This is a genomic window from Metapseudomonas resinovorans DSM 21078 (assembly GCF_000423545.1).
GTDB classification, from domain to species: domain Bacteria; phylum Pseudomonadota; class Gammaproteobacteria; order Pseudomonadales; family Pseudomonadaceae; genus Metapseudomonas; species Metapseudomonas resinovorans.
The window spans coordinates 112446-132189 of the sequence record NZ_AUIE01000009.1 but is presented as its reverse complement, the minus strand read 5'-3'; the positions used below and the strand labels follow the sequence as shown (position 1 = coordinate 132189).

19 protein-coding genes are annotated in these 19744 nt (G+C 64.9%); 14 read left to right on the top strand and 5 right to left on the bottom strand.

Annotated elements, in window-relative coordinates; all coding sequences use genetic code 11:
* The first annotated feature begins 14 nt into the window (after positions 1 to 14).
* Both G559_RS0110455 and G559_RS0110450 read left to right on the top strand, forming a co-directional pair.
* Positions 15 to 626 (top strand): DsbA family protein, encoded by a 612-nt coding sequence (locus tag G559_RS0110455; RefSeq protein WP_036997295.1) that lies wholly within the window; start codon positions 15 to 17, stop codon positions 624 to 626.
* Positions 619 to 2400, top strand: a complete 1782-nt coding sequence (locus G559_RS0110450) for an ABC transporter ATP-binding protein (RefSeq protein ID WP_028628170.1) — start codon at positions 619 to 621, stop codon at positions 2398 to 2400. Before G559_RS0110455 ends, G559_RS0110450 begins: the two co-directional genes overlap by 8 nt.
* 91 nt (positions 2401 to 2491) lie before the next feature.
* Here the strand turns inward: G559_RS0110450 and G559_RS0110445 are convergent, their stop codons facing one another.
* Together G559_RS0110445 and G559_RS0110440 are read right to left on the bottom strand one after the other, a co-directional pair.
* Positions 2492 to 3388, bottom strand: coding sequence for a class I SAM-dependent methyltransferase (locus tag G559_RS0110445; protein ID WP_028628169.1), 897 nt, complete (start codon positions 3386 to 3388; stop codon positions 2492 to 2494).
* A 153-nt stretch (positions 3389 to 3541) separates the two neighbouring features.
* Positions 3542 to 4639 carry a helix-turn-helix transcriptional regulator gene (locus G559_RS0110440; protein WP_028628168.1) on the bottom strand — a complete coding sequence of 366 codons (1098 nt, stop codon included), beginning with the start codon at positions 4637 to 4639 and terminating at the stop codon, positions 3542 to 3544.
* Between the two features lie 293 nt (positions 4640 to 4932).
* Between G559_RS0110440 and maiA the strand changes: the two genes are divergently transcribed.
* Together maiA and G559_RS0110430 are read left to right on the top strand one after the other, a co-directional pair.
* Entirely contained in the window at positions 4933 to 5598 is a 666-nt protein-coding gene (maiA, locus tag G559_RS0110435; protein ID WP_028628167.1) for a maleylacetoacetate isomerase, read from the top strand.
* An 83-nt stretch (positions 5599 to 5681) separates the two neighbouring features.
* On the top strand, positions 5682 to 7097 hold the full coding sequence (locus G559_RS0110430) for an amino acid permease (protein ID WP_028628166.1): 1416 nt from the start codon (positions 5682 to 5684) through the stop codon (positions 7095 to 7097).
* A 122-nt stretch (positions 7098 to 7219) separates the two neighbouring features.
* On the opposite strand, the gene G559_RS0110425 is transcribed toward G559_RS0110430, so the two are convergent.
* Together G559_RS0110425 and G559_RS28815 are read right to left on the bottom strand one after the other, a co-directional pair.
* Positions 7220 to 8257, bottom strand: coding sequence for a metal-dependent hydrolase (locus G559_RS0110425; protein ID WP_028628165.1), 1038 nt, complete (start codon positions 8255 to 8257; stop codon positions 7220 to 7222).
* Positions 8258 to 8449: 192 nt separating this feature from the next.
* Complete coding sequence (locus G559_RS28815; protein WP_051246556.1) at positions 8450 to 8791, bottom strand: hypothetical protein; 342 nt, start codon at positions 8789 to 8791, stop codon at positions 8450 to 8452.
* A 508-nt stretch (positions 8792 to 9299) separates the two neighbouring features.
* On the opposite strand from G559_RS28815, the gene G559_RS0110415 reads away from it, so the two are divergent.
* The 10 genes from G559_RS0110415 to G559_RS0110370 all read left to right on the top strand — a co-directional run bounded on the left by G559_RS0110415 (position 9300) and on the right by G559_RS0110370 (position 19032).
* Complete coding sequence (locus G559_RS0110415) at positions 9300 to 10193, top strand: VOC family protein (protein WP_028628164.1); 894 nt, start codon at positions 9300 to 9302, stop codon at positions 10191 to 10193.
* A gap of 11 nt (positions 10194 to 10204) precedes the next feature.
* Entirely contained in the window at positions 10205 to 11086 is an 882-nt protein-coding gene (locus G559_RS0110410) for a CoA transferase subunit A (protein WP_028628163.1), read from the top strand.
* 10 nt (positions 11087 to 11096) lie between these two features.
* On the top strand, positions 11097 to 11909 hold the full coding sequence (locus G559_RS0110405) for a CoA-transferase subunit beta (protein WP_028628162.1): 813 nt from the start codon (positions 11097 to 11099) through the stop codon (positions 11907 to 11909).
* Between the two features lie 15 nt (positions 11910 to 11924).
* Positions 11925 to 12791 (top strand): enoyl-CoA hydratase, encoded by an 867-nt coding sequence (locus tag G559_RS0110400; protein WP_028628161.1) that lies wholly within the window; start codon positions 11925 to 11927, stop codon positions 12789 to 12791.
* Positions 12791 to 13873 (top strand): NAD(P)H-dependent flavin oxidoreductase, encoded by a 1083-nt coding sequence (locus tag G559_RS0110395; protein ID WP_028628160.1) that lies wholly within the window; start codon positions 12791 to 12793, stop codon positions 13871 to 13873. The genes G559_RS0110400 and G559_RS0110395 overlap by 1 nt, the downstream gene beginning before the upstream one ends.
* 11 nt (positions 13874 to 13884) lie before the next feature.
* Positions 13885 to 14643 carry an enoyl-CoA hydratase family protein gene (locus G559_RS0110390; protein WP_028628159.1) on the top strand — a complete coding sequence of 253 codons (759 nt, stop codon included), beginning with the start codon at positions 13885 to 13887 and terminating at the stop codon, positions 14641 to 14643.
* 4 nt (positions 14644 to 14647) lie between these two features.
* The gene (locus tag G559_RS0110385; RefSeq protein ID WP_028628158.1) at positions 14648 to 15814 is read left to right on the top strand and encodes an acyl-CoA dehydrogenase family protein; all 1167 of its coding nucleotides are present in this window, start codon (positions 14648 to 14650) and stop codon (positions 15812 to 15814) included.
* A 10-nt stretch (positions 15815 to 15824) separates the two neighbouring features.
* Positions 15825 to 16877 (top strand): acyl-CoA dehydrogenase family protein, encoded by a 1053-nt coding sequence (locus G559_RS0110380; protein WP_028628157.1) that lies wholly within the window; start codon positions 15825 to 15827, stop codon positions 16875 to 16877.
* A gap of 41 nt (positions 16878 to 16918) precedes the next feature.
* Positions 16919 to 18067 carry an acetyl-CoA C-acetyltransferase gene (locus G559_RS0110375; RefSeq protein WP_028628156.1) on the top strand — a complete coding sequence of 383 codons (1149 nt, stop codon included), beginning with the start codon at positions 16919 to 16921 and terminating at the stop codon, positions 18065 to 18067.
* 89 nt (positions 18068 to 18156) lie between these two features.
* Positions 18157 to 19032, top strand: a complete 876-nt coding sequence (locus G559_RS0110370) for an SDR family oxidoreductase (RefSeq protein WP_028628155.1) — start codon at positions 18157 to 18159, stop codon at positions 19030 to 19032.
* Between the two features lie 247 nt (positions 19033 to 19279).
* Here the strand turns inward: G559_RS0110370 and G559_RS0110365 are convergent, their stop codons facing one another.
* Complete coding sequence (locus G559_RS0110365) at positions 19280 to 19705, bottom strand: hypothetical protein (protein WP_028628154.1); 426 nt, start codon at positions 19703 to 19705, stop codon at positions 19280 to 19282.
* Between the last annotated feature and the right edge of the window lie 39 nt (positions 19706 to 19744).

Genomic DNA, 19744 nt, shown 5'->3' with positions numbered 1-19744 from the left:
GCCTGCTCTATGTGATGGACCCCATGTGTTCCTGGTGCTGGGGTTTCGCCCCCGTGGTGGAGGCCCTCGCCGGGCAGGCTGCGGCAGCCGACGTGCCGCTGCAGCTGGTGGCTGGCGGCCTGCGTACCGGCCATGGTGCCGCGCTCGACGCGCACACCAAGCGCTACATCCTCGAACACTGGCAGGCGGTCAACCAGGCCACTGGACAACCGTTCCGCTTCGAGGGCGCACTGCCCGAGGGCTTCGTCTACGACACCGAGCCGGCCTGCCGGGCCCTGGTGGTCGCGCGTAGCTTGGCTCCTGAGCTGGCCTGGCCGCTGGTCAAACTGATCCAGCAGGCCTTCTATGCCGAGGGGCGCGACGTGACCCAGGCGTCCACCCTGGTGGCGCTGGCCGAACAGGCCGGGATTCCGCGCATCGAGTTCGCGCAAGGCTTCGACGCCGCCTCCAGCCATGAGGCGACCGTCGCCGATTTCACCTGGGTACAGGACCTTGGCATCGCCGGTTTCCCGACCCTGCTGGCCGAACGCAACGGCCAACTGGCGCTGCTGACCAATGGCTACCAGCCGCTCGACGAGCTGGCGCCCTTGCTGGGCCGCTGGCTGGAGCGAGGTACCCATGGCTGATCGCCTGAGCTGGGCGGAAATCCGTCGTCTGGCCCTGCGCCACAAGAAAGCCCTCTGGTTGGCCAACTTCGTCGCCGTGCTGGCCACCCTCTGCAGCGTGCCCATTCCGCTGCTGCTGCCCCTGCTGGTGGACGAAGTCCTACTGAAACAGGGCGACGCCGCGCTGCGCTTCATGGACAACTTCCTGCCCGAGCCCTGGGAGAATGCAGTCGGCTACATCGGCCTGATGCTGGTCGTGACCCTGCTGCTGCGAGGCATGGCCCTGGTCTTCAACGTGCTGCAGGCGCGCCTCTTCGCGCGGCTGGCCAAGGACATCGTCTACCGCGTCCGTACCCGCCTGATCGAGCGCCTCAAACGCATCTCCCTCGGCGAATACGAGAGCCTCGGGGGAGGTACCGTCACCGCCCACCTGGTGACCGACCTGGACACCCTGGACAAGTTCGTCGGCGAAACCCTCAGCCGCTTCCTGGTGGCTGTGCTCACCCTCACGGGTACGGCCGCCATCCTGGTCTGGATGCACTGGCAACTGGCCCTGTTGATCCTGCTGTTCAACCCGCTGGTGATCTACGCCACCGTGCAGCTGGGCAAGCGCGTCAAGCACCTGAAGAAGCTGGAGAACGACAGCACCGCGCGCTTCACCCAGGCACTGACGGAAACCCTGGAGGCCATCCAGGAAGTGCGTACCAGCAACCGCCAGGGCTTCTTCTTCGGCCGTCTCGGCCAGCGCGCCCAGGAAGTCCGCGACTACGCCGTCGCCTCCCAGTGGAAGAGCGATGCGGCAGGGCGCACCAGCGGTCTGCTGTTCCAGTTCGGCATCGACTTCTTCCGCGCCGCGGCGATGCTCACGGTGCTCTTCTCCGATCTCTCCATCGGCCAGATGCTGGCGGTGTTCAGCTACCTCTGGTTCATGATCGGCCCGGTCGAACAACTGTTGGGCCTGCAGTACTCCTACTATTCCGCCGGCGCCGCCGTCGCTCGTATCAACGAACTGCTGGCCCGCGCCGACGAGCCCCAGTACGCGCCCAGCGTCGATCCTTTCAAAGGACGCGAGACCGTGGGCATCGAGGTCAAAGGCCTGCGTTTCGCCTATTCCGACGAGCCGGTGCTGGACGGCCTCAACCTGTCCATCGCGCCCGGCGAGAAAGTCGCCATAGTCGGCGCCAGTGGCGGTGGTAAGAGCACCCTGGTGCAACTGCTGCTGGGTCTCTACCAGCCCCAGGCTGGGCAGATCCGTTTTGGTGGCTGCCGGCTGGAGGAAATCGGCCTGGCTGAGGTACGCGACAACGTCGCAGTGGTGCTGCAGCATCCGGCGCTGTTCAACGACAGCGTGCGCGCCAACCTGACCATGGGCCGCGAGCGCAGCGACGACGCCTGCTGGCGCGCCCTGGAAATTGCCCAACTGGCCGAAACCATTCGTAGCCTGCCGCAGGGACTGGACAGCGTGGTCGGTCGTTCCGGTGTGCGCCTGTCCGGCGGCCAGCGGCAACGCCTGGCCATCGCTCGCATGGTGCTGGCCGAACCCAAGGTGGTGGTCCTCGACGAAGCCACTTCCGCCCTGGACGCCGCCACTGAATACGCCCTGCACCAAGCGCTCGGCACGTTCCTCAACGGTCGTACCACCCTGATCATCGCCCACCGCCTGTCAGCGGTTAAGCAGGCCGACCGGGTACTGGTATTCGACGGTGGCCATATCGCCGAAGACGGCGACCACCAACAGCTGATCGCTGAAGGTGGTCTTTATGCCAAGCTCTACGGGCATTTGCAGCAGGGTTGACGCTGTAGGAGGCAGCTTGCTGGCGAAAGGCAGGCCCCGTTCGCCAGCAAGCTGGCTCCTACGGTTGGGGACGGAAGTCGACCGAACTCATTCAGCCGTACTTCACCGCTTCGAGGAACACGATGCGCTGGCCGATATCGTGGAACACCCGCGCAGACGCGATCTGGTTGTAGTCGACGCCGTCCAGCAGGCTGAGCATCTGGGCGTCGTGGCGATAGCGTGGTCGCCAGTCCAGCAGCCCTTCGAGGAAGGCGATGCCCTTGACCTCGGGACGGAAGTTGGCCAACAGCAGCCGCCCTCCTGGGCTCACGGCCTGGAACAGGCGATGGACCAGGCGCTCGCAGCGACGGTCGTCCAGCAGTTCGGTGACCCCGGACGAATACACCAGGTCGTAGCCCTCCAACCCGCATTCGCCGGCCAGCAACTGCTCAAGCTTGCCCAGCCGGGTATGCACGCCCAGCGCGCCGTAGCTCCGGCGTACGATCTCCAGTCGCGCTGCATCGTCATCGAACACCAACATTTCGCCGAAACGCCCGTAGCGCAGTTCGTGGGCCAGCTCTGCTTCGCGGAAGTGACCACCGGCGATGCAGAGCAGACGCGCTTTCGCTCCAGCTCGCTGGCAGGTTTCGTCCAGGGCGCGGGCCAGCATGCGTCGTCGGCAACGCAGCGCACGCGCTGCCTGCGCGCTGGTGGCGAAGTCGAATAGCTGGCGGGTGCGTTCCTCGGACAAGTCGCGCAGGGCGTCGGTCTCCACTCCGTAGAGATAGTCCAGCAACAGGGCATTGCCGCAGCGCAGGCCAGGGCTGGCGACCGGTCTGCAGGGGAACGGCACGATGTTGCTCGGCGGCGGTTCCGCTTCGCTGGGGGGCGCGGGTTTGTCGAATCTCAGCCGTTCACGTTCGGCCTTGATGTGCACCAGTTCTTCATGGAGTTGCTGTTGTTCTTGAATGCTTCTGCTCAGTTCTTCCGGATCACTGATCTCTTCCACATGCCACCTCCTCTGGCCAGACGTGGATTCCTTGACCCGACACGCGGGATAAAGGCAGACGCTCACTCCGAGTAGAACCTTAGTAGATGGCGATCTGCCTGCAATCATTCAGATAGATGAAATTGCGCTTTAAATTAGGCGGGATAACGCGAATCAGAGCCCCTGCAAGCGGGTAAAGAGATTCGCCAGCTCAGCCTGGCGCTCCGTTTCTGTCTTGCGGAAAAGGGCGCGCAACTGAGTGCGAATGGTGTTGATCGAGACATTCAGGCGTTCGGCGCACGTTTCCGGCGCCAGGCCTTGCGTGACGAGTTCAGCCAGGCGCAGTTCCGCCGGACTGAGTCGGAAGAGGTCGGCCAGCAACTGGCTGCGAGGTGGGTTCTCCAGCAGCGCCAGCAGCACCAGGGACCCGCTGTGCCGTGCGGCCAGCGCAGACGCATCGGGTACCGGAGTCACCAGCAACTGGGTCGGCGGTTCGCTGTCCAGCGGCAGCCAGCCGGCGCGGCGCTTGCCGCTGTGGCCGGCGGCCTGGCGGATCAACGCCTGCAGGCGGCCATCCAGCGACTTGCCCTGCAGCCTGCCCTGGCGGCCCTGCAGGGCAAACTCCAACTGGCCCAGGCGCTGTTCCGCCTGGTGGTTGCAGAACAGCACCCGTCCTTCGGCATCGAGCAGCCAGACCGGTGCCGGATGGCGCTCCAATAGCAGCTCGCGATGGGCCACATCGAGCTCCAGCGTCTGCAGGCGGTTGGACATCCGCGCCGCCCGCAGCAAGTGAGGGCTCAGGCGCTTGAGCAGGTTGCGCTGTTCCTGTTCGGGGAGGCTGGCGCCCACCGCGGTCAGTAATGACAGGTAGATGCCGGTGTTCGCCTGTTCGTGCAGCTTGATGCAGGAAATGCTGTTCATGCCGAAGGGCAGGTGAAACTCCTGATAGTACGGATCGCGGCGGATACGCTGCGCGCCGAGGTCTTCCCGATCGTGGTACCAACTGCCTATCGGGCGCGGAACCAGCACTTCCTTGGCCGGATCGTACTGGTGGTAATAGCTGTTGTAGGCCTTCACGCTCGCCGGGTCACAGAGATTGATGGAAGTGACCTGCGGCCGCTGTTCCCGCTGGTCGAGGAAGAGCAGGGCACCCATCTGGTGGCCGGTAACCGCCGCGAGCTGTTCGAGCATCGGCCGCCAGGCGTCCCTGTCGAGCACGCACTCGTAGCAAAGGTTGACCAGGCTGTCGTAGAGCTCGTCCATGTGCGGCATTGCGCGGCGTCCTTAAGCTAGTGGCGCATTGCTTTCATATGGCACAGGCCAGGAGCCCTTGCAAATGGCCGCCGGTCGGCCTGCAGGGCTGGCGGCTGGCAGCCTGGCTGAACGCCCTGTCACAAAAACCTTACGCAGGTGGAGCGCCTGACAGGCGCAGCCGTCACGGCGCCGCAGGTGTAAGGAAAACTTTCCGGATCGACCGTCCAGCGCCTCGCTCTGCCGGATTCCACGCCTTGCTCGCCAAGCGCTGCCAGAGTGAGATGACGCAAACAAAAAAACGGCCCGACGCCATGAATACCGAACTCACCCTCTACGGCTACTGGCGCTCCAGCGCTGCGTACCGCGTCCGCATCGCTCTCAACCTCAAGGGCCTGGCCTATCGCCAGGAGCCGGTTCACCTGGTCAAGGATGGCGGCCAACAGCACCAGAGCGCCTACCGCGAGCTCAACCCCCAGGGCCTGTTGCCGCTGCTGGTGGACTCGGGCAATGCCGGTGGCGAAATCCGCATCGCCCAGTCCCTGGCCATCCTCGAATACCTCGAAGAAGTCTTTCCCGTACCGGCCCTGTTGCCAGCCGACCCTGCCCAGCGCGCCCTGGTGCGTTCGCTGGCCCTGCACATCGCCTGTGATGTGCATCCGCTGAACAACCTGCGGGTGCTGCAGTACCTCAAGGCCGAACTGGGCGTAGCCGATGAAGCCAAGGACGCCTGGTACCGCCACTGGGTAGCCCTCGGTTTCTGCGCTGTGGAAAAGGGCCTGCAAGCCTTTGGCGGCAAGCTCTCCCTGGGTAGCCGTCCGGGTTATCTGGAAGCCTGCCTGGTTCCCCAGATCTACAACGCGCGCCGCTTCGACTGTGACCTGTCGGCCTATCCGCGCATCCTCGATATCGCTGCGCGCTGCGAAGTCCTCGAGGCATTCAGGAATGCTGCTCCGGAGGTACAGCCAGACGCGCAATAGAGGTTTATCCGCCTTGCAAACTTCCGCCGGACCACAAGCCCGGCGGGTGAAATCCCGTCACGACAACAACAAAAGGTGACGCAATGAGTGACATGCAACACTCAGGCGAGCTTCAACGCGGCCTGAAGAATCGCCACATCCAGTTGATCGCCCTCGGCGGCGCCATCGGCACCGGCCTCTTCCTCGGTTCGGCCGGGGTCCTCAAGTCCGCCGGCCCCTCGATGATCCTCGGCTATGCCATCTGCGGTTTCATCGCCTTCCTGATCATGCGCCAGCTCGGCGAAATGATCGTCGAAGAACCGGTCGCCGGGTCCTTCAGCCACTTCGCGCACAAGTATTGGGGCGGCTTCGCCGGCTTCCTTTCCGGCTGGAACTGCTGGGTGCTCTACACGCTGGTGGGCATGAGCGAGCTCACCGCGGTGGGCAAGTACATCCATTTCTGGTGGCCGGAAGTCCCCACCTGGGCCACGGCTGCGGTGTTCTTCCTGGTGGTGAACGCCATCAACCTGGCCAACGTGAAACTCTTCGGCGAGGCTGAATTCTGGTTCGCCATGATCAAGGTCGTCGCCATCGTCGGCATGATCATCCTCGGCTGCTGGCTGCTGTTCAGCGGCTCCGGTGGTGAGCAGGCGGCAGTGAGCAACCTCTGGGAACATGGCGGCTTCTTCCCCAATGGCATCAGCGGGCTGGTGATGGCCATGGCCTTCATCATGTTTTCCTTCGGTGGCCTGGAGATGCTCGGCTTCACCGCCGCCGAGGCCGACAAACCCAAGCAGGTGATCCCGAAGGCGATCAACCAGGTCATCTACCGCATCCTGATCTTCTATGTAGGCGCCCTGGTCGTGCTGCTGTCCCTGAGCCCCTGGGATGCGCTGCTGGCGTCCATCAACAGCGCTGGCGACCCGTACAGCGGCAGCCCCTTCGTGAAGATCTTCGCGCTGATCGGCAGCGACACCGCCGCTCACCTGCTGAACTTCGTGGTGCTCACCGCCGCACTGTCGGTCTACAACAGCGGCACCTACTGCAACGGCCGCATGTTGCTGGGCCTGGCCGAGCAGGGCGATGCCCCGCGTTCCCTGGCCAAGGTGGACAAGCGCGGCGTACCGGTGCGCTCGTTGCTGGTGTCGGCCCTGGTGACCTTCCTGGCCGTCATCGTCAACTACGTGGTTCCGCACAATGCGCTGGAGCTGCTGATGTCCCTGGTGGTGGCCGCCCTGGTGATCAACTGGGCGATGATCAGCTACTCCCACCTCAAGTTCCGCCAGCGCATGGACAAGGACGGCGTCCGCACCGGCTTCCGCGCCCTGTGGTACCCCATGGGCAACTACCTGTGCCTGGCCTTCGTGCTGTTCATCCTCGTCATCATGCTGATGATCCCGGGCATCCAGGTGTCGGTGTACGCCATCCCGGTCTGGCTGCTGGTGATGTGGGGCTGCTACCGCCTGAAGCAGAGCGGCAAGGTCCAGGCTGACAAGGTCGCCGGTTACGAGGCGGGTTGATTATTCCGCTGCAATACAAGAACCCCGGCCAATCGCCGGGGTTCGTCTTTCTGCAGTTGCGCAGTTGGGATGAGTCGCTGCCAATCGGCCTGTTTGCGTGATGCGTCGAGAGCCGCTCTCTTCTAGCGCTGCAGCAGGCTGGCCCAGGTGGATAACGGTACCGCCTGATCCTGATGCCAGACGCGCTGCCAGAGCACCTGCAGACGTTCCAGGTCGCCCCGGTCGGTGGGCCAGCGGCGCGCCTCGGCGACCGGTTGCCAGCGGCCGTCACGCTGTTCGGCGAGGATGAAGCGGAAGGGATGGAAGCCCGTCATGCCCAGGCGCAGGTCGGTGACGACCAGCACCTGGTCGATCTGGTCGTAACGCAGGATGCCGTGGGTGAACCAGGCCAGGCGCAGGTGCTGGGGCGAATCGCGCAGGCGTCGCGCCAGCTCGGTGCCACGGGGGATGCGTTCGAGCCGGGGCGGATTGCGGTCGAACCAGCTCACCAGGGCTTCGTGGTAGTCCTCGCCGTCGAGCACGATCACCCGCCAGAGCAGCGTGTTGAAGGGCGTCGGCGTGCTGAAGATTGCCTGCGGGCGAATGCCCTCGCGCTCCAGCACCTCGGCCACCCGTTGCTCGGCCATGAACTTGCCGCCGAGGCTGGAGAGCAGGTAAAGGCTGGACAGCGCCAGGGCCGCTACGGGCAGGCGCGGTGCACGGTTGCGCAGGCCGAACAGCAGTCCGCCGAACACGGCCGCCAGCAGGGGCAGTGTGTAGAGCGGATCGATGATGAAGATGCTGGACCAGGCAATAGGTGGCGTCATCAGTGGCCAGAACAACTGGGTACCGTAGCCGGTGAAGCTGTCCAGCACGGGATGCGTGGCCAGCACCAGCCAGAGGGTGAGGAACAGGCGTTGCGTCGAATAATCTGGATTCGGCCGCCATCGTCGAACCAGCAAGGTCAGCAATACCGCCAGGGCGCTGAGCACGAAGATCGAATGACTGAAGCCGCGGTGGTAGGTCATCGCCTCCACGGCGTCGGTGTAGCGGATTACCACGTCCAGGTCCGGCAGAGTGCCGAGCAGCGCGCCGTAGAGCAGGGCCTTGCGTCCTTGCCAGCGACCGAGCAGTGCGCCCTGGAGGGTGGCGCCGAGCACCGCCTGGGTGAGTGAGTCCATCGCCGTCCCCTGTGAATGATCCGCCGGCTAAATTACTGCGCCGGCCGATGTCCTTGCAGCGGGAAATTCCCACCAGATTTTTCCATCAATGGGGAAATGTTGGCTATGAAAGCGAAGTCGTTGGCGATTGGCGTTGCAGTTCCGCTCCTGGCGCGGGGCGGGACGCGCCAGGAGAGGGGGCACTACTGCAGATCAGTACTCGTATTCCGCACTTTGCTGGTGGCGGCTTGATTGATAGTGGGTTGCGGGTTTCGTGGCCGATTCTGCCGTTTCCCTGGCGCTCCCTGAGCCGGCCGCCGTTGGTTTGTCCTCGACCAACTGGGCGAAACGCTCGCTTTCGTCAGCGGCCGTCTGCCTGCGTTGCGCCTGCATCTCCCGGTATTGCAGGAGGCGATCACCGCCGCCTTCCGCCAGCATCAGCAGCGGTTGCTGGCCTGCTGGTTGAAGGGGCGCACTGGATGCCTGTAACGAAGTGAACGCGACAACGGAAAACAGCAGGCTGGACAAGGCAGTGGTGGTAATAGCGGATTTCATTGTTCATTCCTCGTAAACCCCCGGATATTCCCCCGAAGCCGGATATTAAGAGTATTGAAAAAGAGCGCCAGTGCTATTTTCAGTTGCCTGATAAGCGGAGAGATTAAAGATAGTCGGTAATTTCATAACTAGCTGATTGGCATGGATTATTCCTGTTGAAATGGCCATTTTTAATCTATGTAAAGGACTGTATTTTGGTTTGTAAAAACATGTAGGTCGGGTGTTTCTATCTTGTTTCAGTGAAACATTCCAGAAACATACTTGGTTGAAGTTTTGCGCCGTCTGGCCCGACTTTTGAATTGCTTTTTCGAAGCGGATTAAGGGCCATGGCGAAGTTCCCCGCCGGACTCCCTTGAACGGCCTTCCCGCAAGCGCCGAAGCCCCCGTCCCACGTGCCTTTCGCGCTAGTCCCAACGGACGATGCCCACCTCTGGGCCTGCCGATTAAATCCGTCCTCATAGAGCCCGCGCCCTGCATGCGCGGCGATAACGACAATGAGGAGAACCGCATGGATATCCGTGGCCTGGGTTACGTCACCGTAGCCTCGACAGACCTGAAGCGCTGGCGCGATTACGCCACCGGCGTGCTCGGCATGATGGTGGATGCCGGATCGGACGAGCGGCTCTACCTGAAGATGGACGAGCGCCCCTACCGCATCCTGGTGGAGCGTGCCGACCGTGACGGCTATGGCGCCTGTGGTTGGGAAGTGGCCGGCAAGGCCGCCTTCGAGCAGGCGATCGTTGAACTGCAACAGGCTGACGTCGAAGTCCAGCGCGGCAGCGCCGCCGACGCCATCAGTCGCAAGGTTCAGGAGCTGGCACGCTTCGCCGATCCGGACGGCAACCGTCACGAACTGTTCTGGGGGCCGTTGCAAGACTTCGCCCCCTTCGTTTCCCCGGTTGGCGTCTCCGGTTTCGTCACCAGCGACCTGGGCATGGGCCATGCGGTGCTGCCGGCCCCGGCCTTCGACCGCTGCCTGGACTTCTACGAGCGGGTGATGGGCTTTGGGCTGTCCGACCTGATGAAAGTGCGCTTCACCCCTGACCCGGCCGAGCCGGAAAAGCGCATCCACTTCCTCCACTGCAACAACGGCCGCCACCACTCCCTGGCGTTGTTCGAGTGCCCGATTCCCTCCGGCTGTGTGCACCTGATGGTGGAAGTGGGCGAACTGGACGATGTCGGCCGCGCGCTGGACCGCATGCATGCCAGCGGCGTGAAGCTGTCCGCCACCCTTGGCCGCCATACCAATGACGACATGACCAGCTTCTACATGCAGACCCCCGGCGGCTTCGACCTGGAGTACGGCTGCGGCGGCAAGGTCATGGACTGGGACCGCCACACCCCCTTCGAGAGCACCGTGGTCAGCCACTGGGGCCATGACTTCAGCGTCGGTCGTCAATAAGGAGCCGCCCCATGGACAAACGCATGACCGCCACCGACATCGTCGGCCAGCTGCGCGATGGCATGACCATCGGTATCGGCGGCTGGGGCCCGCGGCGCAAGCCCATGGCCCTGGTACGCGAGATACTGCGCTCTGATCTCAAAGACCTCACGGTGGTTGCCTACGGCGGCGCCGATGTCGGCATGCTCTGCGCCGCCGGCAAGGTCCGCAAGCTCGTCTACGCCTTCGTCTCGCTCGATTTCATCCCCCTGGAACCTTACTTCCGCAAGGCTCGCCAGGAAGGCGCCGTGGACGTAATGGAAATCGACGAAGGCATGCTCTTGCTCGGCCTCAAGGCCGCCGCCATGAATGTGCCTTTCATCCCGACGGCCGTGGGCCTGGGCACCGATGTGCTGCGCCTGAACCCGGAGCTGAAACTCGTCAGCTCGCCGTACGACGACAGCCGTGACTGGGTCGCCATGCCGGCGCTGAAGCTGGATGCCGCCCTGATCCACGTCGACCGCGCCGACGCGCGTGGGGTCTGCCAGATCGCCGGTCCCGACCACTACATGGACGACCTCTTCGTGCGTGCCGCCGAGAAAGCCTACGTAAGCTGCGACGAACTCGTGGACAGCGGCTGGTTCCACGAAGACCCGATGCGCGCCCGCCAGGTGTTCTGGGAACGCAACCGCACCAGCGCCGTGGTGCATCTGCCGGGCGGGGCCCATCCGTCCTCCTGCGCACCGCTCTACGGCTTCGATATTGCCCATTTCAAGGCCTACAACGCCTCGGCCGCCGAATCGGACGGCTGGCAGGCCTACATGGAGCGCTACGTCAACTGCGGGGAAGCGGAGTACCTCGCCCGTGTCGGTGGCCTGAATGCCATTCGCCAACTGCCGCTCCCGGTTTTCTGAGGACGCTGAGATGACTGCCACCAAACAACCCTACAGCCTCGCCGAACTGATGATCTGCGCTGCCGCCGAGGCCTTTACCCATGACGGCGAAGTGCTCGCCACGGGCATCGGCGTCCTGCAGCGCCTGGCTGCGTCGCTCGCCATGCTCAACAGCAACGCCGACCTGATGATGACCGACTCCGAAGCCTTCATGGTCGCCGAGCCGGTACCGGTTGGGCCGCGCGGCGGCTACCAGCCGAAGTTCGACAGTTGGATGGGCTTCTCGCGCATCTTCGACAACGTCTGGAGCGGCAAGCGCCATGCCCTGGTGGGGCCGGTACAGATCGACCGCTTCGGCCAGGCCAACATTTCCTGCATCGGCGACCACGCCAGACCCAAGTCGCAGATGCTCGGGGTGCGTGGCTTCCCCGGCAACTCCATCAGCCACGCCAACTCCTTCATGGTGTCCAGTCACAACAAGCGGGTGTTCGTCGACGGCGAGGTGGATGTGGTGGCCTCGGTTGGCTACAACCCCGAGCGCCTGGCCCGTGGCTGGTCCCTGGACGAGATCGACATCCGCCTGATCGTCACCGACCTCTGCGTGCTCGACTTCCAGGGCCCCGGCCGGCAGATGCGTATCCGCTCCCTGCACCCTGGTGTCACGGCGGAAGACGTGCAGGCCGCCACCAGTTTCCCGCTGCATGTGCCGGACGAGATTCCGACCACCGCCGCCCCGACCCTCGAACAACTGATCCTCATCCAGCAACTGGACCCGCACAACCTGCGCGCCAGCCAGCTCAAGGACAACCCGCCGGGCGTGCGTGCCCGTGCCACGACCCACTGAGGCGGAGCCGCGCAGATGAACCAAGAACAGGCCGAAGCAGAGGTGGTGCAATACGAGGTGCAGGGTCCGCTGGCCCTGGTCACCATGCATCGCCCCGAGTACCACAACGCGCAGAACTCGCGCATGACCTACGCCCTGGACGCGGCCTTCCGCCGCGCCTGCGACGACGACAGCGTCAAGGTCATCGTGCTGCGCGGCGCCGGCAAGCATTTCTCAGCCGGGCACGACATCGGCACGCCGGGCCGCGACGTGCACGAGAGCTTCGACCGCGCCAGCCTCTGGTACGACCACGTGGGCAAACCGGGTGGCGAGTTCCTCTATGCCCGTGAACAGGAGGTCTACCTCGGCATGTGCCGGCGCTGGCGCGACATGCCCAAGCCGACGATTGCCATGGTCCAGGGCGCCTGCATCGCCGGCGGCCTGATGCTGGCCTGGGTCTGCGACCTGATCATCGCCTCGGACGATGCCTACTTCTCCGATCCCGTGGTGCGCATGGGCATCCCCGGCGTCGAGTACTTCGCTCACGTACATGAGCTGAACCCGCGTATCGCCAAGGAGTTCCTCTTCCTCGGCGAGCGCATGGGCGCGGAGCGCGCCTATCAGATGGGCATGGTCAACAAGGTGGTGCCGCGCGACGTGCTGGAAGACGTGACCCTGGACGTGGCTCGGCGCATCGCGCAGATGCCGCGCCTGGGCTTGCAGCTGACCAAGCAGGCGGTGAACAACGCCGAGGACCTGATGGGCAAGCGCGCCACCATGGACATGGTGTTCGGCCTGCATCACTTCGCCCACGTACACAACGAACTGGTCAGTGGCGACAAGCTGGGCGGTTATGACGCCCGCGCCATGGCCCAGTCCCAGCGCAACCCGTCGGAGGCGTGATGGCGATATCCCTGGACACCCGCCTGACGCGCCTGCTCGGTTGCCGCTACCCGATCATCCAGACCGCCATGGGCTGGGTGGCTGATCCGAAACTGGTGGCCGCCACCGGCAATGCCGGCGGCTTCGGCTTCCTCGCGGGTGCCACCATCGAGCCCCACCAGATGGAAGCCGCCATCCTCGAAACCAAGCGGCTGACCGACCAGCCCTTCGGCGTCAATTTCCACATGTACCAGGCCAATGCCGGCGAGATCGTCGAACTGGTGCTGCGCCACCAGGTGCGTGCGGTGAGCTACAGCCGCTCGCCGGGCAAGGCGATGATCACCCGGCTGAAGGACGCCGGCGTTGTCTGCATGCCCACCGTGGGCGCGCTGAAACACGCGGTGAAAGCCGTGGAGATGGGCGCCGACGCGGTGACCGTGCAGGGCGGGGAGGGCGGCGGCCATACCGGCTCGGTGCCCACCTCGATCCTGCTGGGCCAGGTGGTGGACGCCGTCGACGTTCCTGTGGTCGCTGCCGGCGGCTTCAAGGACGGTCGCGGCCTGGTCTCGGCCCTGGCGCTCGGAGCCGAAGGCATCGCCATGGGCACGCGCTTTTTGATGAGTGCCGAAAGTCCTGTGCCTCCGGCCACCCTGGATCGCTACCTGAAAGTCCGCGACCCAGCCGCCATCATCATCAGCCGCGCCATCGATGGCATGCCGCAACGGATGATCCGCAACGAATTGCTCGACAGCCTGGAACGCTCCGGCGGTCTGAAGCGCCTGTTGCTGGCCCTGCGCAGTGCACTGGCCTACCGCCGTCACAGTGGCGCGAGTGTCGCCCAGTTGCTGGGCAGCGCGTTGAAGCTCGGCGGCAGCGATGGCCTCACCGCCGCCCAGACCCTGATGGCCGCCAACGCGCCGATGGTGATCCAGAAAGCCATGGTCGACGGCCAACCGGCAGCGGGTGTGCTTCCCGCCGGACAGATCGCCGCCAGCATCGACAGCCTGCCGGGCTGCGCCGAACTCATCGAATCCATCGTGCAGCAGGCCGAGCAGCGGCTCGCCGAGCTGTGCCGCCGCGTGACCGACAAATCGAACAACTAAGGGGTAGCCGGATGAGCAGTCCATTTCACGTGAGCATCGATAACGGCATTGCCGAGATGGTCTTCGACCACCCGCCGGTGAACGCCTTCGACAGTAAAGGCTGGGCGGCCATCGCCGCCGAGCTCGAGCATCTGGGCGAGTCGCCCGAGGTTCGGGTCATCGTCATCCGCGCCGAGGGCCGAGGTTTCTGCGCAGGCGTGGACATCAAGGAACTGGCCGCCGACGGCAACCTGATCGTCGCCGTCAACAAGGGCAACTACGACAGCTTCAAGGCCGTCCACCGCAATCCCAAGCCGGTCATCATTGCCGTGCACGGTTTCGTCCTCGGCGGCGGCATCGGCCTTTGCGGGGCGGCGGACATCCTGGTCGCCTCCGACTGCGCGCGCTTCGGCGTCCCCGAGGTAGACCGTGGCGCCATGGGCGGCGGCGCGCACTTGCAGCGCCTGTTCCCGGTGCAGAAGGTGCGCCACATGTACTTCACCGGCGACATGATCGACGCCGCCGAGGCCTATCGCCTGGGTGCGGTTGAGCGCGTAGTGCCGCGTGCCGATTTGCGCGAGGCGGCCCTGGAGGTCGCGCGCAAGATCGCCGCCAAGAGCCCGGCCATGATCGCCCTGGCCAAGGAGGCGCTGACCGGCATCGAGGACGGCAACCTCGAAGACAAATACCGCTGGGAGCAGGGATTCACCCTGCAGGCCTACCGCTCGCTGGATTCCCAGGAAGCCCGCGATGCCTTCGTCGACAAGCGCACCGCCACCTTCAAGGGATGAGCCCATGGACCTGACCTACACACCTGAACAGCAGGCCTTCCGTGAGGAGGTCCGCGCCTGGCTGGCGGCCAACGTGCCAGCCGAGCCCCTGCAATCCTTCGACTGCGAGCAAGGCTTCCGCCAGCACCGTGCCTGGGAAGCGAAACTCAACGAAGGTCGCTGGGGCATGGTGACCTGGCCGAAGGAACTCGGCGGACGCGGCTGCGACCTGATCGAGTGGCTGATCTTCGAAGAGGAGTACTACCGCGCCGGCGCGCCGGCACGGGTGAACCAGAACGGTATCTTCCTGCTCGGCCCGACCCTCATGGAGTTCGGCACCGCCGCGCAGCAGGAGCGCTTCCTGCCGAAGATGGCCACGGGCGAAGAAATCTGGGCCCAGGGCTGGTCCGAGCCGAATGCCGGTTCCGACATGGCGGCCATCCGTTGCCGTGCCGAGCGCAACGGCGATGTCTATGTGATCAACGGCCAGAAAACCTGGTCCACCCGCGCCGTCTGGGCTGACTGGCTGTTCGGCCTGTTCCGCAGCGACCCGCAATCCAGCCGCCACCACGGCCTGACCTTCATCCTGCTGCCGCTGAACAGCCCCGGCATTACCGTGCGGCCCATCCAGCAGCTCAACGGCTTGCCGGGCTTCGCCGAAATCTTCTTCGACGACGTCGAAGTGCCTGTGGATAACGTGCTGGGCGGGGAGGGCATGGGCTGGCATGTGGCGATGTCCACCGCCGGCTTCGAGCGCGGCCTGATGCTGCGCTCGCCAGCGCGCTTCCAGGAAACCGCGCGGCGCCTGGTGCAGCTCTACCTGGCTAACCGTGAGCAGGCCGACCTGGACCCGGCGATCGGCGAAGCGGTGATGCGCGCCTGGATGGACGCCGAGGCCTACACCCTGAACACCTACATGACGGCGTCGCGGCTGGTGAAGGGCGGCAAGATCGGCCCGGAATCCTCCACCAACAAGATCTTCTGGTCCGAGCTGGACCAGCGCATGCACGAGACGGCGTTGTCGATCCTCGGCCTGCGCGGCGAACTGCTGCCCCACGCGCCGGATGCCGGCGACGTCGGCCACTGGCTGGACGGCTTCCTGTTCGCCCAGGCCGGGCCCATCTACGCCGGCACCAACGAGATTCAACGCAACATCATCGCCGAGCGCATGCTCGGCATGCCGCGAGCCTGAGGAGCGCGCCATGGACTTCACTTTCAGCGACGACCAACTGCTGTTCCAGGACAACGTGCGCGCCTTCCTCACCAATGAAGTGATCCCGGAACGCATCCGTGAACTCTGGCAATCCGAAAGCGGCCGCAGCGACGAACTCTGGGGCCAGCTCACTGAACTCGGCCTCACCGCACTGACCGTGCCGGACGGGTTCGGTGGCCTGGACATGAATGAGCAGGACTTCATCCTCCTCGCCCAGGAATGCGGCTACGCCGGCCTGCCCGAGCCCCTGGTGGACACCATGCTGATCGGCGTGCCGCTGCTCGCCGCCCTGCAGGGCCAGCTCGACCTGCAAGGCGAATGGCTGACCCGCATCGCCGAAGGCAAGGCGCGCCTTGCCGTAGGGGAACCGGGTAACCCGCTGGTGGCCGATGCCCATGTGGCCGGGCTGTTGCTCCTGCCCCATGGGGACGAGGTACACGCCGTGCTGCCCGAACAGGTGCATCTCACCCGCAATGAATCGGTGGACCCGAGCCGCCAGCTGTTCCGGGTCGACTGGACGCCGAGTCCATCCACCTGTGTGGCAGACGGCGAGCAGGGTAGGGCGCTGTGGGCCGCTGCGCGGAACCGTGGCGCCCTCGGCACCGCCGCCCAGTTGCTGGGCCTGGCCAAGCGCATGGTGGACCTGGCAGTGGACTACAGCTTCGAACGCAAGCAGTTCGGCAAGCCGGTGGGCTCCTTCCAGGCGGTGAAGCACCTGATGGCCAACGTCGCGGTGCAGATCGAGTTCGCCAAGGGCCCGCTGTACCGCGCTGCCTATGCCGTCGCCCAAGGGCTTGCGGACCAGGACGTGCAGGTTTCCCACGCCCGTATCGCCTGCGCGGAGGCCGCCCTGCTGGCGGCGAAGAACGCCATCCAGACCCATGGCGCCATGGGATACACCTGGGAGGTGGACCTGCAGATCTTCATGAAACGCGCCTGGGCCCTGGACAAGGTCTGGGGCGACCGTGGCTGGCACAAGGCACGGATTCGCCAGGCGCTGTTCGATGGCCACGTCCAGCCGGGGGCGGGTAATACCTTCTAGTCCGTCATCCTTCACTCCACTCCTGACCATTCGAGACTGCCATGCCCGAAGCCTACATAGTCGACGCCCTGCGCACCCCCACCGGCCGGCGCAAGGGCGGCCTGAGCCAGATCCACGCCGCCGACCTCGGCGCCCATGTGCTGCGCGAACTGGTCGCTCGCAACCCGATTCCCGACGCTGACTACGACGATGTGATCTTCGGTTGCGTCGACACCATCGGCCCGCTGGCCGGGGACATCGCCCGCACCTGCTGGCTGGCCGCCGGCCTTGACCACGCCGTGCCCGGCACCACCATCGACCGCCAGTGCGGTTCGTCCCAGCAGGCGGTGCACTTTGCCGCCCAGGCCGTGATGAGCGGCACCCAGGATGTGGTGATCGCCGGCGGCGTGCAGACCATGACGCAAATTCCCATCTCCTCGGCCATGACCGCCGCCGAACCGCTGGGCTTCACCGATCCCTTCTCCGGCTCCGACGGCTGGGTGAAGCGCTATGGCAAGGTGCCGCCGACCCAGTTTCGCGCCGCGCAGATGATCGCCGAGAAGTGGGGCCTGACCCGCGAGGCCCTGGAGGCCTACGCCCTGGAATCCCACCGCCGTGCCCTGCGCGCCATCGAGCAGGGGCGTTTCGCTCGCGAGATCGTGCCCCTGGCCGGCGTCAAGCATGACGAAACCCCGCGCCAGACCAGCCTGGACAAGATGGCCGAGCTGGAAACCCTGTTCGGCTGCGACCGCGTCACTGCAGGGGTTTCCAGCCAGACTTGCGATGGCGCCAGTGCGCTGCTGGTGGTCTCCGAGGCGGCGCTCAAGCGCTACAACCTCACACCCCGTGCGCGCATCCACCACATCAGCGTGCGTGCCGACGACCCCGTGTGGATGCTCACCGCGCCCATCCCGGCCACCGAGTACGCGCTGAAGCGTGCCGGCATGAAGCTGGACGACATCGACCGCGTGGAGATCAACGAAGCCTTCGCCTCGGTGGCCATGGCCTGGCTCAAGGAAACCGGCTACCCGCATGAACGCACCAACGTCAACGGCGGCGCCATCGCCCTCGGCCATCCCCTGGGCGCCACCGGCACCCGGCTGATGTGCACCCTGCTGCACGAACTGGAGCGCAGTGGCGGCCGCTTCGGCCTGCAGACCATGTGCGAAGGCGGTGGGCAGGCGAACGTGACCATCATCGAGCGGCTCTAGCACATCGCACGGACAAACCCCCTCTCCCTCCGGGAGAGGGCTGGGGAGAGGGCAACCAACCCCCACACGAACTTATCGGAGAACTCCCCATGCCAATCTGCCAATCCCGTTCCGTCATCATCACCGGCGCCGGCGGCGGTCTCGGCCGAGCCTATGCACTGGCCTTCGCCGCCGAAGGCGCCAAGGTACTGGTCAACGACATCAACCTGCCCGCCGCCGAAGCCGTGGTCGCTGAAATCCGTGCCAACGGCGGCCAGGCCATCGCCAACAACGGCGATATCACCAACTACGCCGCTGCCGGTGAAATCGTCCGCCAGGCCATCGAAGCTTTCGGCGACCTCCACGTGCTGGTGAACAACGCGGGCATCTGCCGCGACCGCATGTTCGCCAGCCTCACCGAAGCCGACTGGGACGCGGTGATGGCCGTGCACCTGAAGGGCCATTTCTGCCTGGCCAGCCATGCGGTGAAGCACTGGCGCGAACAGGCCAAGGGCGGCCTGGAGGTGAAGGCGCGGATCATCAACACCAGTTCCGGTGCCGGCTTGCAGGGCTCCATCGGCCAGTCCAACTACGCCGCTGCCAAGGGAGGCATAGCGTCCCTGACCCTGGTGCAGGCCGCCGAACTGGCGCGCTACGGCATTACCGCCAACGCCCTGGCCCCGGCTGCCCGCACCGGCATGACCGAAGACGTGTTCGCCGAGGTGATGAAAAGGCCGGACGACGGCTTCGACTATTTCGCCCCCGAGAACGTCGCGCCGCTGGTGGTGTGGCTAGGCTCGGAAGCATCCCAATCCGTCACCGGAAAGATGTTCGAAGTGGAAGGCGGCAAACTCTCCATCGCCGACGGCTGGCGCCGCGGCCCCGAGTTCGACAAGGGCGCGCGCTACCAGCCCGGCGAAGTGGGCGAGGTGGTCGAACGCCTGCTGGCCGAAGCCGTCCCGGCGCAGAAGGTCTACGGCACCTGATCCCCGCTACCCTCCCGCTCTTTCTTCTGTGGGGGCGAATTCATTCGCTAAGGGCAGCGCAGCTGCCCCCCATGCCCGGCGCCCAACAACCGCCGTAGGAGCGAGCTCTGCTCGTGAACAACCCCACCCCAAATCCGCTCCCATAGATTTCACATTCCCCAAAAAGAAAGAAGGCGCCACAGGTGGCGCCTTCTGCCTTTCGAGGTGCATACATCATGAACTGCCTGCCTCTGAACTGCTCCGGGAATTAGCTGATGCGGTTGGCGCCAGTGCGATCTGCACCGCCTTCAGCCACTTGGAAAGCCTGGGTGCGGTCGGATCCACCTTCGGCAACGCGCAGCGACTGGGAGCGCTCTGAACCATTCTCGGCAACATCGAAGGCCTTGGTACGGTCGGAACCGCCTTCAGCTACACGCAGGGACTGGGAGCGCTCGGAGCCGTTCTCGGCGACATCGAAGGCCTTGGTACGGTCGGAACCGCCTTCAGCCACGCGCAGGGACTGGGAGCGCTCGGAGCCATTCTCTGCGACGCGGTGGATGCTGGTGCGGTCAGCGCCACCTTCGGCGACGCGGTGGATGGACGTGCGGTCGGAACCACCCTCGGCAACCGACAGTGCAAAAGCGGAGGCGGACAGGCTGGCGATGAACAGGCTGGCGAAGATTTGCTTTTTCATTTTGGTCACCTTGGTTGGAAGGGGTTGGAATTCGTCTAC